The 14809-nt window shown below is 37.5% G+C and carries 12 protein-coding genes and 1 pseudogene; 4 read left to right on the forward strand and 9 right to left on the reverse strand.

Annotated features, from left to right (window positions below):
• Positions 1 to 33 precede the first annotated feature (33 nt).
• Positions 34 to 804, forward strand: coding sequence for a class I SAM-dependent methyltransferase (locus ACE3JL_RS14310; protein WP_375327767.1), 771 nt, complete (start codon positions 34 to 36; stop codon positions 802 to 804).
• Positions 805 to 1229: 425 nt separating this feature from the next.
• Here the strand turns inward: ACE3JL_RS14310 and ACE3JL_RS14315 are convergent, their stop codons facing one another.
• The 3 genes from ACE3JL_RS14315 to ACE3JL_RS14325 form a co-directional block, all read right to left on the reverse strand.
• A complete protein-coding gene (locus ACE3JL_RS14315) occupies positions 1230 to 1991 on the reverse strand; it encodes a sulfite exporter TauE/SafE family protein (RefSeq protein WP_375327768.1) in 762 nt (253 codons plus the stop codon).
• Entirely contained in the window at positions 1992 to 2543 is a 552-nt protein-coding gene (locus tag ACE3JL_RS14320) for a DUF2854 domain-containing protein (RefSeq protein ID WP_271988536.1), read from the reverse strand.
• Positions 2544 to 2836: 293 nt separating this feature from the next.
• Positions 2837 to 4519, reverse strand: a complete 1683-nt coding sequence (locus tag ACE3JL_RS14325; protein ID WP_271988537.1) for an alpha/beta hydrolase — start codon at positions 4517 to 4519, stop codon at positions 2837 to 2839.
• Positions 4520 to 4869: 350 nt separating this feature from the next.
• Here ACE3JL_RS14325 and ACE3JL_RS14330 point away from each other — a divergent pair.
• A protein-coding gene (locus ACE3JL_RS14330; protein ID WP_375327693.1) for an IS630-like element ISMae26 family transposase occupies positions 4870 to 5819 on the forward strand; the annotation gives its coding sequence in 2 pieces (ribosomal slippage) (positions 4870 to 5212 and positions 5212 to 5819; 951 coding nt in all).
• Positions 5820 to 5959: 140 nt separating this feature from the next.
• Here the strand turns inward: ACE3JL_RS14330 and ACE3JL_RS14335 are convergent.
• Positions 5960 to 7270, reverse strand: a complete 1311-nt coding sequence (locus ACE3JL_RS14335; RefSeq protein WP_271988538.1) for a mechanosensitive ion channel family protein — start codon at positions 7268 to 7270, stop codon at positions 5960 to 5962.
• Between the two features lies 1 nt (position 7271).
• Entirely contained in the window at positions 7272 to 8564 is a 1293-nt protein-coding gene (locus ACE3JL_RS14340; protein ID WP_271988539.1) for an extracellular solute-binding protein, read from the reverse strand.
• A gap of 798 nt (positions 8565 to 9362) precedes the next feature.
• Here ACE3JL_RS14340 and ACE3JL_RS14345 point away from each other — a divergent pair.
• The gene (locus ACE3JL_RS14345) at positions 9363 to 9539 is read left to right on the forward strand and encodes a hypothetical protein (protein WP_334311239.1); all 177 of its coding nucleotides are present in this window, start codon (positions 9363 to 9365) and stop codon (positions 9537 to 9539) included.
• A 119-nt stretch (positions 9540 to 9658) separates the two neighbouring features.
• Here the strand turns inward: ACE3JL_RS14345 and ACE3JL_RS14350 are convergent, their stop codons facing one another.
• Positions 9659 to 10429: a segregation/condensation protein A gene (locus ACE3JL_RS14350; RefSeq protein WP_271988540.1), complete on the reverse strand. Its 771-nt coding sequence runs from the start codon at positions 10427 to 10429 to the stop codon at positions 9659 to 9661.
• A gap of 51 nt (positions 10430 to 10480) precedes the next feature.
• Here ACE3JL_RS14350 and pdxH point away from each other — a divergent pair, with 51 nt between their 5' ends.
• Positions 10481 to 11125, forward strand: coding sequence for a pyridoxamine 5'-phosphate oxidase (gene pdxH, locus ACE3JL_RS14355; protein WP_271988541.1), 645 nt, complete (start codon positions 10481 to 10483; stop codon positions 11123 to 11125).
• 264 nt (positions 11126 to 11389) lie between these two features.
• Here the strand turns inward: pdxH and ACE3JL_RS14360 are convergent, their stop codons facing one another.
• The 3 genes and pseudogenes from ACE3JL_RS14360 to ACE3JL_RS14370 all read right to left on the reverse strand — a co-directional run bounded on the left by ACE3JL_RS14360 (position 11390) and on the right by ACE3JL_RS14370 (position 14802).
• A complete protein-coding gene (locus ACE3JL_RS14360) occupies positions 11390 to 12409 on the reverse strand; it encodes a methyltransferase (RefSeq protein ID WP_271988542.1) in 1020 nt (339 codons plus the stop codon).
• Between the two features lie 389 nt (positions 12410 to 12798).
• Entirely contained in the window at positions 12799 to 14079 is a 1281-nt protein-coding gene (locus ACE3JL_RS14365) for a DNA cytosine methyltransferase (RefSeq protein ID WP_375327769.1), read from the reverse strand.
• 85 nt (positions 14080 to 14164) lie between these two features.
• Positions 14165 to 14802: pseudogene (locus ACE3JL_RS14370) on the reverse strand (HEPN domain-containing protein).
• Positions 14803 to 14809 lie beyond the last annotated feature (7 nt).

Raw genomic sequence — 14809 nt, forward strand, 5'->3', positions numbered from 1 at the left:
GATTAATAGTTAGTCCAGAAATTTTTAGAGAGAATGAAGACTTTAGAAGAAACTATTGCACAGGCTATGGATTGCCAAGATCAGTCAATCTTACCTTTTCTTCCATATATTCTACAGGACTTCTGGGAAATAGGCTCTTCTGCAAATTCTATTCTTAAAATTGTCAAAGCACATACAAATAATTATTCTGAATTAAATGTACTGGATCTAGGCTGCGGCAAAGGTGCAGTCTCGATAAAATTGTCAATTGAACTGGATTGCTACTGCCTTGGAATCGATGCAATACCAGAATTTATTGAAATCGCTAATAAAAAAGCTAGAGAAGAAGCAATTACTTCAATGTGTAAATTTATTTCAGGAGACGCACGAGAAATAATCAAGACATTAAACCAATTCAATCTGATTATTCTCGGCTCGATCGGTCCTGTATTTGGCAATTATTTTGACACTATGACTATCTTAAAGAAAAATCTGACAAAAGATGGTCTAATTATTTTGGACGATGGATATTTTGAAGATGATCAACCCTATAAACATGAATTTATAATCAAGAAAAATATGCTGTTCAAACAGATCGATAAAGCTGGCATGAAATTACTAAAAGAATATACAGAAACTGAAATAAATCAAAATGATGAGTATGAAATGCAATTTGATTATATTAAACAAAGATGCGAAGAATTAGCGATAAAATATTCAGACAAAAAGTATTTATTTGATAATTATATTGAAAAACAAAGATTTGAGTATAACAATTTAGAAAATATAATTACTTGTGCAACAATGGTAATTCAAAACAAATAATTTTGGACTGAAATTGCGGCTCTTATCAACTCTGTATGATAATTTTTACTTATAAAATTGTGGTAATTAGTCACTGACTTTTGAAAACCCACAACTGTTGCCTATCAATGCTTTCAGGGATTTATTGCCCTTAGAATTTTTCTGGCTGACGAGAAAATCATACTAAATCCAGTTATTAAAAACTGATTATTTATTCTCCGTTTTGCATGAGTGCATGAGTAGAAAACGGGTTTCTCCGAGAAACCCGTTTTTTTTCTGTGCGTTACTCAACGGATTTAGTATCATAAGGGTTTCAGCTTTGAGGAAGATTTTACGGAAATATAAGTATTTCATATATGTTGATTGAGAAACCCGATAGATATCGTTTCCACACAGAAACCAGAATAGCCAAATACTTAATAGATTAACTGCTGTGAGTCGGTTTGTTAACGAAGAAAATAAACTATAGCAGTAATAATACTCAGAATTACCACTGTCCAGCGCAGATAACTAGGAGAGATAATTCTGGCTAGTTTTCCCCCCAATAAACCTCCAATTAAAGAGCCAATTGCTATCACTATCGCCGCAGACCAATATACCTGATTAGAAAAGAGAAAAAACCAAGATGCTGCTACATTAACCACCAAAGAAAGCAACTGTTTTAAAGCATTTAATCTCGTGAGATTATCCTTGAGAAATAAGCCCAAAATTGCCAACTGAATCACCCCTAAACCTGCGCCAAAATAACCACCATAAATTGAAGCGAGAGCAATGGGTAAAACCGCCAAAATTTCTGGTATATGACCATTTTCGTCCCCCTGTCGCCGCTGTAGCCAAGAGCGTAAGGTATCTTGAAAAGCCAATAAAGCCGCCGCTAAAAGAATCAGAAAAGGAATCAGGCGATCAAATACCTGCTCACTACTATTTAATAGTAAAATACCACCGATAATGCCGCCAATAACTGCCGATGGTAGCAATAACTGAATCCGTTTTTGTTGCCCGTGCAGGTCTTTTTTTTGGGCGAGGGTTGCTCCCAGATAACCGGGACATAAAGCGATGGTATTAGTTACATTTGCCATCACCGGTGGGATCCCCACTGCCATCAGCGTCGGAAAAGTAATCAGACTACCGCCACCGGCAACAGCATTAATTAAGCCAGCAGCCACGGCAGCGAGTGATAAGAAGCCATACTGAATAAGCGTGAGCATTTAGGCGCTAGGGATAGTAATTAGCGATAAATCAATTTTTTCCTCATCAACTTGCTTAATTTCGGCTCTAATGCCTGGTCCAAAGTATCTTTCAATTTTTTCCTGTTTTGCCAGCCACTTTTCTAGGGGTAAAAGGGGCGATTCAAATTCTAGGGTGAAACAATAGGCGGAATCAACAGCAGTTTCACGAATTCCTACTAAAGTCGGTCTTTCCTCGTCTGTGGGGCTTAATCCCAGCTTTTCTAGGGCTTCATCCAGATGCACTTCCTGTCCGTAGCGATAGCGGGTGACATCGTTGCGAAGTTTGGTTTGGGTGACAGTAGCCTGTTGTTGGCGCAATTGCAAGATTTCGGGGCTAGTGGGTTGGCTGAAGGGTATCGGTTTGATTTCTGACGCTTTTAGGGCTAAACCTCCCAATAATAACGGTAATCCGTAGAAAAAACCCGCTAAATTGACCGTGGCGTTACCTTGGGCATAACCGATAATCCCGATAACCGTTAAAATACTACCTAAAATTAAGCCAAAGTACGATAGTCTAATTTTTCTAAGCATGAAATAATTTTTTTCTTGAGTACGCTAATCCTTTAGAGATTATACAACTCAAGAGAATCTTTTTTGCAGGGGGGCAGTAGGAAGATTTTTCAGTTATCAGTAAACAGTCATCAGTCATCAGTGAAAAGAAACCGGCAAACTTGACACTTAATAAGTAAGTAATCTCAATTAATTGTTAGATAGTGGAACAGGCTTTAGTTTTTTTGTAGTTTATCTTTGATTGTAACCAGCTACTTAGTTGATTATAGATGGTGCGTCAGGAATTTTTTCCGTCTAACGCACCCCACGTTTTACTATTGCCGACGTGCGCGCAATTTCTCAATCAATTGAGATAATTTCTCGTCAGAAGCGGCAGTAATAAAGTCTAATTTAAACTTTTGTCCCTGACTGAGATATTCTGCATAGCTAGACAGAAGAAAAGGACGAAACTTTTCATTATTAGCAATATAAACTTCAAAAAAAGAGACCAATAAAGCTCCAGTATAATCCTCGATTAAATTTTGATTGGGTAAAGTGATATCGACCACAGACTTTAGGGTTTTTTGCATTCCTGCATCCAATTCCGTAAAATTTACATGAGCTTGTCCCTCCACCATAGCTAGATATTTATCTGGCGTTTTTAACCAAGTAAAAGAAATGGCCTGTTCAAAAATTGGATTAGCTGCTGGGTCATAACTTCCGGAACCCAAGAGGACAGGAATTGAGATTTTGCTTAAACCTTTTTCCCCAAAAATACTGCGGTTAACGGGATTAGCCGCAAAAACAGCTGCGACTCGTTCATCACGAAAATTATAGACCTGTCTAGGCAATTCTAGGGCGCGACATTCCAAGAAAATCGAGATATTAATCCCGGAATAAGAACGGTTACAATCTTTAGCAAGATTATCAAAATCGATTGACGCACCGGCAACAGCAATGGCAGTATAACCTCCGAAGGAATGACCAGCTACTCCCACATTAGTCAGGTTAAGTTTACCTTGAAATTGACTAGCATTACGTCTTGCTAATTCATCAATGACAAAGCTAATATCTTTGGGTCGGTTAATAAATTCATCTCGATCAAAAATATTGCGATAATATCCTGCTAACATTCCTTGCAGGTATTTAATATCACTGCCGGGGTGTTGCGGTGCTGCTACTAGAAATCCGTAGGAAGCTAGATGTTCAATTGCTTCAGCATAATCTTCTGGTCGCGAGGCTAATCCGTGGGAAAAAATAATTACAGGTGTTTTACCGTCTCGGAAAGTTTGCGGGATATAAACATCTACATATAAACTGCGATTGCGACTGTTGTCGGTTAGGTTCCAAACTTCTTTTTTTACCTGAAAGCTACCGCGCTGACGCAAATCGGGTAAACTGGCATAATTAATAGCTGGTTTAACGGCAGCCGCTTCCTCTGCTGTCCAGAAGCGCATATCTTTGGTAAATAATTCAGATACATAAATGGCATAATCAAGAGCTTTAGCTAATCCGAGGATTTCTTCCCCCTGTAACTGGATATTATTGGGGAATTTTTTCAGGATATTTAAAAGGGTTAATCCCCCCGGTTCAAAAGCGGCACTAACAATCGCACCCCGCAGGGCATATTTACCATTAATTCCCCCTTGAATGGTGATACTTTTGCCCAAACGAGAGAGCATATCAGCACCCATCACACTATTAAAAAAACGAGATAGTAAAACAGGATCGATGTCAATTTTTGTTAATAAAGCTTCACGAAACTGCTCTCTTGCTTCGGGAGTTACTCTGGCTAAAAATTGTTTTAAATTAGCGTCGATTTTGCCTTCTTTAGCAAAGGTTTCTAGGGATGCTACCGATAGAGAAAATACGAGGGGAGTATAGACAAATTCAACTTCTTCGGCGGCTTTTAAGGGCAAAGCGGTCATAGTGGCGGCGAAAAGACCTAGGATAAAAGCTCGCAGACGACGAGTGGAATTATTTCTGGAAAAACGATTTTGTAACCTGGTGATAATCATGGAATTTTTAGTTAGAGTAGATGACAGCAATTAAATGAAAAAAGTGCCACGGTGATTGATGTCTAAGTTCAACAAACATCGATAAAGCACCAAGCAAATTAGAACCGAAAAGCATAAGAAAAACCTCGATAGATCAATTTGGTCGATTTCGATTCTAAATTACAGGCTGTTTTCTGAACATATTACCTAGTGTGGATTTTATATTAAAATTGTTTTTTTGTCAAGATACTGGTTATTAATGAAAAAATAAATATATGAATTTCATAAGTGAAATTCATATATAGCAATTCTTGGAGCTATGAGGTACAATGGAAAGCAAATAGACAAATAATAGAACTTACCAGCTTCCTATGAGACCCTATTCCGTAGATTTTCGCCAAAAAATTATCGATGTCTGGAAGAAAGAAAAAATTTCCATTCGAGGACTAGCTCAGAGATTTGACGTGGCCAAAAGCTTTATTCAGAAGTTATTGAAGCAACATAAAGAAACAGGAGATATCCGTCCTCGTCCGCAAGGGGGAAGTCCGCCAACCAAGTTAAATAGTGAACAATTGATAATTTTAATAGAAATCATCGAAGCTAACAATGATGCAACTCTCGAAGAATTATCGGACTTACTGTATGAAAAGACACAGGTGAAAGTCAGTAGAGCCACCTTGGGGCGGCTGACGCAAAAACTCAATTATAGTTTCAAAAAAAAACACTACACGCGGCGGAAAAAGAAAGTGACAGGGTACAGCAAAAAAGAGTGGAATACTGGTCAGAAGTTCGGGAAATTGAGGCATCAAAACTAATTTTTATCGATGAATCGGGGGTAAATTTAGCCCTTTTGAGACTCTATGCTAGAGCCTTAATTGGCCAAAGAGCTAGGGGAAGAAAACCACAAAAAAGAGGGAGAAATATTTCAATAATTAGTGCTATAAGCTTAGAAAAAGTTGTCGCATCAGTCAACATATACGGTGCAGTGGATGCGGTAACATTTGAAGGATTTATTCTGAAGGAAGTGCTGCCAAAAATTAAAGAAGGAGACTGTCTGATCATGGATAACGCCAAGATTCATCTCGGAGAAATGGTCAGAGAAATAATCGAACAAGAAAAAGCTAGACTCATCTATTTACCTCCTTATTCTCCCGAATTCTCTCCTATTGAAAACTTTTGGTCAAAAGTCAAAGCGATGTTAAGAAAACTAAAGGCGAGAACTTACAAAGACTTAATAGAAGGGATTGAATTGGCTATGTTAGAAGTTACTCAAAAAGATATTCGCAATTGGTTTACTCACTGTTGCTACTGTACCTCATAAGTCAGAGAATTGCTATATTTGGAGATGAAAAATAATTAGATAAGGTTTTTGAATGAGATAATTACCTAAGCAAAATTAATTACGCATTTTGATAAAGCTTTTTAACCAATAAATTAATTTTGTGTGAATAACTAAATTTTTTAATTATTGCGAATATGAATATCTTGCTGCGGAAAAGGAATCTCGATATTCTCTTTAGTAAACCTATTAAGAATAACACAATTAACATCACTAATTACTCGCTTTTTCCTGTTAACATCATCTAACCAGAACTTTAATTCAAAGTTTAAACTAGAATCACCAAAATTAATAAAAAAGGCTACTGGTTGCGGGTTTTTAAGTATGTTAGGATGTTGATCTGCAATGTCTAGCAATAAATTCATCACCTGTTGTGCGTTAGAATTATAACCAACTCCGATAACAATTGAACAATAGATCAAGTTATCACTACCCGTATAGGTGGTGACATCCTCAGTAAAAAACTTTTGGTTGGGGATAATTTTTTCAGAATTATCCGTGAGGATTTGCACTGTTGTCGCTCGAATACCTAGCTTTTTTACCTGAGAAGTTTGTCCTTCAATATTAATTATATCACCGGGTTTGAGAACTTTTTCAAATAATAGTAAAATACCGCTAATAAAATTACTGACCACTTGCTGCATACCGAAACCAATACCCACCGATAAACCACCAGTAATTGCCGCTATTGCCGTTGCATTAACTCCCACATAACCCAAGATAATGATAAAACCTAAGACAATGAAAAAATAACGTCCTAACAGTAAAGTTGCTTCAATTTCACCGCGACTAGTTTGCTGATTTAAATTAGCAATACTCAAAACTATAGTCTCTATAAGATCAACAACAATTACTAGAAAATAGGGAGCTATTATCAAAATAAATATGCTTCCCAATGTTATCGGACTATTGAATAAATTGAAAGGAGATACTTGGGCGATTTCCTGAATGTTATTGTAGAAACCAATCATGATCTTCAGGAGAAATAAGACCAATAAAGGAGCTAAAAGCCGGAAATGATAATATTTGATTGTATTGACGGAAAACTTGGCGTATAGTCCAGCTAATAAACCACGATAAACTAAATAAAACCACAGGAGTTCTATAGATAAACTAATCATTCCTCTTATCCAATTTTGACTGAGAAAAATTAGATAATTTAAATCAAGTAAAATTATACTAATAACTGGAAAATTAAGAAACTCTATCAGAATAGCAAAATATTGACGGATGGTTAATTTTTTATCACTATGGATAAAAGTGGTGACGTGAGGAAATCTTTTTTCTAAGTAAGACCATAACCATTTTGACAATAACCAAGCAAGAATTAAACAGAGAAAAATAATCATTAATTGATTTTGAACATTTCTGCGTCCTAAAAATAATAATTGGTTAGCAATTATTTCCGAAAGAGAGGGAATATTGTTGTTCATATTAATTTATTTTTTTGACTTCCTGATCGAGACCTGATTGAATATAAAGTATCAGTTGATGGGCTGCTTTTGAGGAAGATATTTCACCAGCGATCGCTCTTTCATACCAAAATTCTCCTTGTTCTAAAATTTGATTCAACTTTTCCCAATCATCCAGAGGAACTGCCACAGCATTTTGGGATTGTTGTAATAATACTGATTCGATCGGTAGTAAATTTCCTTCGATCTGCACCCGTCGGTTAGTGGGAATAAAACTTTCTGTTTGGATGATTGCTTGCAATTGTTGTTCGGGATTAGTGAGAAATTTTCCTAAAGCTAATCCCAACCTATTTTCATTATCACTATTATTACGATTAAATACCATTACCCTTGTATAGAGAATTGGTGCTGCTTTACCTTGAGTTTCTTGGGGAAGTAAAGCGACTCTGAGATCATCTTGGAGACTGTTTTTTAAATCGGCAATTTCAATAGAATTACACACATAATAGGTTAAGCGACCTCTAGCAAAGGCATCATGAAGCAATTCCCGTTGACGATTGAGAATAAAATTAGGCTGTGACGAGGCAAATTTTAGCCATTCTAGCCATTTTGCCCAACCATCCAGGCGAGGTTGTAGCCTACCCTGATCATCCCACAAATAGCCGCCAAAAATTGCCATTCCCCAAAAAGTATCTTCAAAAGAGGACACCATCCCCACAGAATAACCTTTGCGCGCACGTTCCACTAATCCCTCTAAACTGGTGGGAGGTTGCTTCAGCAGCGGATCGGTACTAACTTGTAATTTTTTTTGATTGTAACACAGTACACGAGTACGAGAACCTAAGGGAATGCCATAGATTTTTCCTTGATAGCTAACTTGTTTCAGGGTTGGGGGATTATAAATAGATAAATCTAGATTTTTTTGGTCAATTTCCCCCAGTACTCCTTCAGAGACTAATCTGGGTATATTTCTCGAAAAAATTAGAATAACACTCGCACCCAATCCGCTTTGAGATTGTTTAAAAAAACGTTCGGGTATCTCATCGATAGGAATAGCTTGCTCAAGAATTGTCACCTGCGGATTTAGTTTTTTAAACTCTTGCAAACCGAGACTTACTAGTTTAGTTAAATTGCCCTCTTCTGGATACCAAACCAAAAGGGATCCTTGCCTTTGCTCCGATGATTGGGTAGGAAGATCACTAAAACAAGCATAAAGAAAAATTGGCATCAAGATAAAAAGTAATAGTAACGATATAATCGTCCTTGCTTTTTGGCTTCTCCAAGCAGTTTTAACTCTGAGCTTTAGGGATTGCATTGCTCGTGATCCTTCAAAAATATTGCTATAGAACCATAGTACATGAAAAGGTGACTAATAATACTTATCATAAAAATAATTAACATTATCTTTTGTCAAGAGCCATCAGTATAGCAACAATCCCAGTTAAAAATTTGTGGACGTTGAGATGCTGACCTATCTAAATTACCTGTTAAGACCAGATGAGAGCAGAGAAAGAGCCAGTTTTATGGTTGGTTTTATAACACTATAACACCTAGTTTAAATGGGTAACAGCTTAGGGAAACTGTGCTTAGTACAAGTAAAATCCCTGTTATTAATAACTATGTCATGACGAGAGAGTGATACCTGCATTAACTTTACTGTATCAACCATGACCCCACCGCAGCAATCTTTCCCCTATGATTATAGTCTAAAATACGAGGTACTTTATGAAACTATTTACAGCAATTACCGAAAGATATCTAGGGACTAATTTCTATGTTAGAATTTTTCTAGTTTCCATAATATTTAGCCTAAATTATAGCGGTTCTCACACCTGTGTGGCACATTTAAACCTTTGCTGATTAAACTTTTTAACATCGATAATGTACCTCTTGTGAACAGGAAACGCTATATTACCTTTGACAACCGTAAAGCTTATATTTTCTTTAAAAACCCTTGTTTTGAACAGGTATTTTATCCTAAAAAAATTGAAAATAGAAATTTTATGATCAAAGCTTGAATGAATATTAATAAAAAAACTTTATACTTGTCAATATAATTTTCGGAGTATTTTTGATTGAAACCGACGGAGGCAATTTTATTGCATATTCTCCAATGACCAAGCTAATCGCCACTTCCTGTAAAACTGGTGTGAGAATCGAGCAAATTGTGCAAGAAATCGCCTCTCAAATTGATGCTATTCCCCCTATCAAAGATTTATTACCTAATAGTTGTTTTCAGATCAAAACTCAACTAGAAGCGATAGGAAAGGATTATGACTTTATTTCCTAGGAAAAGACGTTGGGTTTCATGCTTCAACCGTTCGGCAAAAGCTCACGGCCGAAGCCCAACCTAAGTTCTGAAAATTAGGTAACTGACCAGATGAAAATAATCGGTAAAACCCCACACCTTCAGCAAACCCTAATTAAAGAAATAGTTAAATCCTGATAAAAATCCTCTTGTTTTAACTCCACTTTTGATTGAGAAGCCAGTAAAAGTAAAGCCCAAAAAATCGCCACCTTTTCCTGTGTTGCCGAGTGACTAGAAGGCTTTTCCGCTTGCCATAAATCTAATAAATACTCAAACTCTATCTCATTTTTATCTAATTGAAAAAACTTTCTGTGCAAAAAAAAGTCCAGTTCCGCTGCCAACTCCGTCAGGTTTTCTTGGTGGGCCAATTCCGTGATAATTTGTACCGCTTCCCGTCGGGATTGAGGCCGGGGTTTCGGGACAACTACAGGCAGTTTCGGTAAAGCTTCAATCTCTAGGGCAATCTGTTGTAATTGAGTGATTAACTCCTGTAAAGTTACCCGTCTTTTTCGCGGTGGTGGGGCAGCAGTACGACGGCGAATATGATTTTCTAGATAACGGGGTAAAGTTCTTAATTCCCGTTCTAACTCGCTAATTTCCTCATCAATCAGACTTTCTTCTTGCTGGTCTAAAGACAATCTTTCTAGGGTATCAGCCTTAAATAAAACTAACATAGAAGCCCATAAAAAAGCCTGTCCCGATTGGGGTAAATTAGCCTGAGCCATGGCTAAATCTAGATCATTTAATAAACCCAATTCTGCCAAAAAGCGATCGATTACATCGATAACCTGCACATCCCAGGGGTCAATTTCTCCCTGTTCGGCCATTTCTAACAGAGATTCGATCGCGTCACTAGCTGAGGTGATAGTCATGATTCTATAATCTTGTAGGATCTCAAAGGATAGAATTTAGCAAGCAAAACCATGGACATATCGATCGCTGACCTGCGCTTAGACTACAATCTTGAAGAATTGCTAGAGTCAGAAACATCTGCCGATCCTTTCATTGTATTTAAACAATGGCTAGAACGGGCGGTATCTTCGGGAAGATTAGAACCCAACGCTATGACTTTAGCCACTATTTCCCCGGAGGGCAAACCCCGGGCCCGCATGGTACTGTTAAAAGACTTCGATCCTCGCGGTTTTGTTCTCTTTACTAACTACCAAAGCTCCAAAGGACAGGAATTAATCGCTAATCCCAATGCGGCCCTAGTGTTTTGGTGGGGAGAATTGCAACGACAAATTAGGGTCGAGGGAACTGTAGAAAAAATCAGGGAAGAGGAATCGGATAATTACTTTTTTGTCCGTCCCTGGGAATCTCGTTTAGGGGCCTGGGCCTCCAATCAAAGTGAAGTAATTTCGGGGCGGGATATCCTCGAAAAACGCCTGGCAGAACTACAAGAAGAGTATGCTGGCCGTGAAGTTCCTCGTCCTCCTCATTGGGGCGGTTTTCGCCTAATTCCTAGTTTAATCGAGTTCTGGCAAGGTCGCCCCAGTCGTCTCCATGATCGTCTCTGTTATTATCGTCAAGAAGATGGTCGTTGGCAAAGGCAACGTTTAGCCCCTTAGTTTTAAGCTGCCCGAGCATTTAAATTGCTTGTTGAGATGAGGAAAAACTCCCCTTTCCCCCCGACTTCGGGGGTATTGGCGGAGATTCAGCTAATTTGACGGATAGGCGGTTAAAATGCCTCTTAGCTTATGACAATATAGTGATCAGTTAGATGCTTGTATTTATTCCTCGATAACAAGCTTGAACATTGAGGTGGAAAAGTGTGTCACATTTAATTAACGCACTTACAAAATTAGGCGATGACTGCGCCTGATCTCCTTGACTTATTTTTTAACGCATTCAATAATACAAATATCTTCTTGAGTCGGAATAATGCGATTTAATTTTAAGCCTGCTTGACTCAACAATTCCTCAAATTCTGTTGCGGTTCTTTCTTTACCTCCCGGACACATAACTAACATATTTAAGTCTAACATTTTAGCTGCCGAAGGATTATTACCCGAAGGGACAACCATTTCTAAGACTAAAATTTTCCCATTGCTATCCAAAGCTTGACAACAGTTTTTTAAAATGGCAATCGCCCTTCGATCATCCCAATCATGAATAATATGTTTTAATAAATAGCCATCTCCCCCCGACGGTACGGATTCAAAAAAATTACCGCCAACGGTTTGACAACGATGGAGAATGTTGTGTTTTTCTAAAGTCGATTGACAATGGGAAATTACATAGTCTTCATCAAAAAGAATCCCTTTTAGGTGGGGATATTGCTCTAGGATTGTTCCCAACATTTCACCGTATCCCCCACCTACATCTACTAGGGTTTGAAATTCTGAGAAATTATATACAGCTAAAATAGCTTTCTCCTCGGACAAAGAAAAACTATTCATCGACTGTTCAAAAATCTCTGCATCCAGCGGATGGGTTTGAAAATATTCAAAGACTCCCATCCCAAAGACATCATCAAAGGATGGTTGTCCCGTTTTGATACTATGTAAGACATTTCCCCACGCTTGATAATGGGGAGCCTCTCCTAACATAATCGCTGTCGCTTTTACTGACTGGGGATGGTTACTAGATAAATGTTCAGCTAAGGGAGTTAGTATAAACTGTTGAGATTCAATTTCTCGAAAAATTCCCACACTAGCTAATGCTCTCATCAGTCGGTATAAAGCAGAAGGGTTAGTCTCAGTTAGGGAGGCTAAATCTTGACAAGATTTCGCTCCCGTGCTTAAATGCTCGGCTAGGCTTAATTTAGCGGCAGCATAGATGGATTGAGATAACCAGTAACCCGAAACCATTTGGGTTAATTGAAGATGAAGAGGGAGTTCAGGTAAGGACATAAGCAACTTTTACGGGAATAAAATTAAACATTACCATATAGGATAAGCTGCCCGCGCATTTAAATTGCCTGTTGAAATAAGGCACTCTTGCAAGAGTCAAGACTGAGAGTTTCAGATTTTGTTGTCCTCTTTTTTGTATTAACTTATGTACTATAAAAAGGATAGTGCAAGGTTTTTGAATGTCCCAACCCTATTTTCTGGTACTAACATCGGATTTTAACAGGTCAAAAGCTTTATTTTAAAAGGGTTTTACCATTATTCAGCCAACCCTAATTAAAACCACTTACTTAAATCCTGTTTAAAAAGTATAAATAAGTGAGAAGAAAGGATCGAGTGTTTAAAGTTCGATTGGCAGTTAATCATACTATCAAAAACGGATTTAGTATAATTTAAATACTGACCAATCTCTGAGATACACCTCGTTTTCTTTTCGGAATAACATCGTCAGAGATCCCCCAATAGTTTGAGGCTTGAGACATATTATATAGCAATAATTCTTCAGGCATTTTTTCTAAAATAACTCGGCTGAGATTAGCGGTATTGATATTCATTGCTCTCATCACAGAGGAGCCAAGTTCTTTCGATAATACCGGAATAACTGCGTTGCCAATCTCACGAAAACCATGCCATATTGTGCGGTGAAACTGAAACCAATCGGGGAATGTATGTAATCTGGCTGCTTCTCGTACAGTAATACAACGAGGAATAGAATAGTGAATGGGTCTAGGAGCAGTATAGGCCCCTTTATCGCTATTAGTTCCAGCCCGAAGAGTGTTACATAATCCAGTGGGAGAAAGCCTTAAAAAACGACTTTTTGGTTCCAATGTACCCGGTTCGGTTACAATAAATCTATCAATTGATCTTTGGGTATGAACTGAGCCTATATGTCCATAGATTTTTGTATCTACTGTTCTTTGATGGCAAAGTTTAAAAATATCCCTTGGCTGCACTGAATATTTTTTCCTCTTACCACTATAATCTAATTTTGATGCGGGTATGCCTAAATCAGTATCGATAAAGGCCGGTATTAATTCTAAATCTGAAATCGCATCATAGACGCTGGTAAAAGCTGATTTTTTGGCTGAGTTCAAATCGACAGTCTTTGCTAAGGGATATTTAGCCATCGTCACGTCTTTTCGACTACCAATTAAGATTAATCTTCTGCGCTTTTGTGGTGCGCCGTATTCACTGGCATCCAGGATTTTAATTGGCTGATTAATTGTATAGCCAATAGCTTCAAATTCAGAGATTAACTCCTCTAAAAATTGTTTGTGTTTACCCGTAGCCATGCCGGGGACATTTTCAAAGATAAAATACTTGGGTTTAATTTCTGCTACAATCCGCAGATATTCAAATACAAGAGAATTTCTAGGATCATCTATTTGTCGTTTACCAATCAATGAAAAACCTTGGCAGGGGGGACCACCAGCAATTAAACTAACATCGGTGGCATAGCCTTTTAGTTTTAATAATTCCCATATTTCTCTACTTGTTACTTTGGCTATATCCCGGCAAATAGTTTGACAATAGGGAAAGTTAAAATGATGAACCAAGGAATGGACTGCATCAAACTCCACCGCTACAGCAATATCAAATCCCGCCGCTTCTAGACCAAGGGACATCCCACCGCAGCCAGCAAATAAATCGATCGCAATTGGTCTATGTTTCACTTTGATGATTAGCTCTCTATTCTCTGCCTTTCATTATACTGTATTTTTGATATAATTAACACTTTAAATTTTATTAAGAGGGCAATTACTCGATCAATTTAGTAATCAATTGATCGACTTTCTCTAATTCTTGAATAATTTGTTTAACTCTTTCTAATTCGTCGGCGAGGTTAGGCGTTTTTTCGTTTTTATTGCCGAAGAATGAGCGATTTCACCGCGTTCTTCTCCAAAAGTATCCATATTTAGTAACCAAACTTTATCTAAGTCATCACTATCAATGCCGATTGGTAAGAGTAATTTTAATAGGTTAGTTTCCTTAATCCCATGATTTTGATCGATAACTGATTTAAAACATCTAATCGCTATGTCAATTTTTTTAGTTATTTTTAGTTTATCTTCAGGCAGATTTTTCTTACCTTTAAGAGGAGTAAGGGTGTCGGGAGCAGCTTCCATTTCTTGACCAGAAAAAGCGATTACACATAACAAAACTCGACCAGCTTTACCTTGATTATCCCAGATATTTTTTGCTGTCTGTACTGTATCCCAAACTCGATCTTCAAGATAAGATTCAATCTCAGCATGAGCAAAAACTCGATAGGCAAAAGTTAAAGCTAATTGTCTTTCAGAATATTCATTTATCTCGCTAAATTTACGAGGTAGGAATTGTTTTTTTAGTCGATTCAATTCTTTGGTTAGTTGTCTAAATCTCAGAGATTTCGGCATAGTAAAA

This window comes from Microcystis sp. BLCC-F210, assembly GCF_042134685.1.
Classification (GTDB): Bacteria; Cyanobacteriota; Cyanobacteriia; order Cyanobacteriales; family Microcystaceae; genus Microcystis; species Microcystis aeruginosa_D.

Excerpts from the sequence above, each read along its gene's own strand:
- ACE3JL_RS14310 (WP_375327767.1), top strand. The coding sequence starts at position 34 with ATGAAGACTTTAGAAGAAACTATTGCACAGGCTATGGATTGCCAAGAT.
- ACE3JL_RS14315 (WP_375327768.1), bottom strand. The coding sequence starts at position 1,991 with ATGCTCACGCTTATTCAGTATGGCTTCTTATCACTCGCTGCCGTGGCT.
- ACE3JL_RS14320 (WP_271988536.1), bottom strand. The coding sequence starts at position 2,543 with ATGCTTAGAAAAATTAGACTATCGTACTTTGGCTTAATTTTAGGTAGT.
- ACE3JL_RS14325 (WP_271988537.1), bottom strand. The coding sequence starts at position 4,519 with ATGATTATCACCAGGTTACAAAATCGTTTTTCCAGAAATAATTCCACT.
- ACE3JL_RS14335 (WP_271988538.1), bottom strand. The coding sequence starts at position 7,270 with ATGAACAACAATATTCCCTCTCTTTCGGAAATAATTGCTAACCAATTA.
- ACE3JL_RS14340 (WP_271988539.1), bottom strand. The coding sequence starts at position 8,564 with ATGCAATCCCTAAAGCTCAGAGTTAAAACTGCTTGGAGAAGCCAAAAA.
- ACE3JL_RS14345 (WP_334311239.1), top strand. The coding sequence starts at position 9,363 with ATGACCAAGCTAATCGCCACTTCCTGTAAAACTGGTGTGAGAATCGAG.
- ACE3JL_RS14350 (WP_271988540.1), bottom strand. The coding sequence starts at position 10,429 with ATGACTATCACCTCAGCTAGTGACGCGATCGAATCTCTGTTAGAAATG.
- pdxH (WP_271988541.1), top strand. The coding sequence starts at position 10,481 with ATGGACATATCGATCGCTGACCTGCGCTTAGACTACAATCTTGAAGAA.
- ACE3JL_RS14360 (WP_271988542.1), bottom strand. The coding sequence starts at position 12,409 with ATGTCCTTACCTGAACTCCCTCTTCATCTTCAATTAACCCAAATGGTT.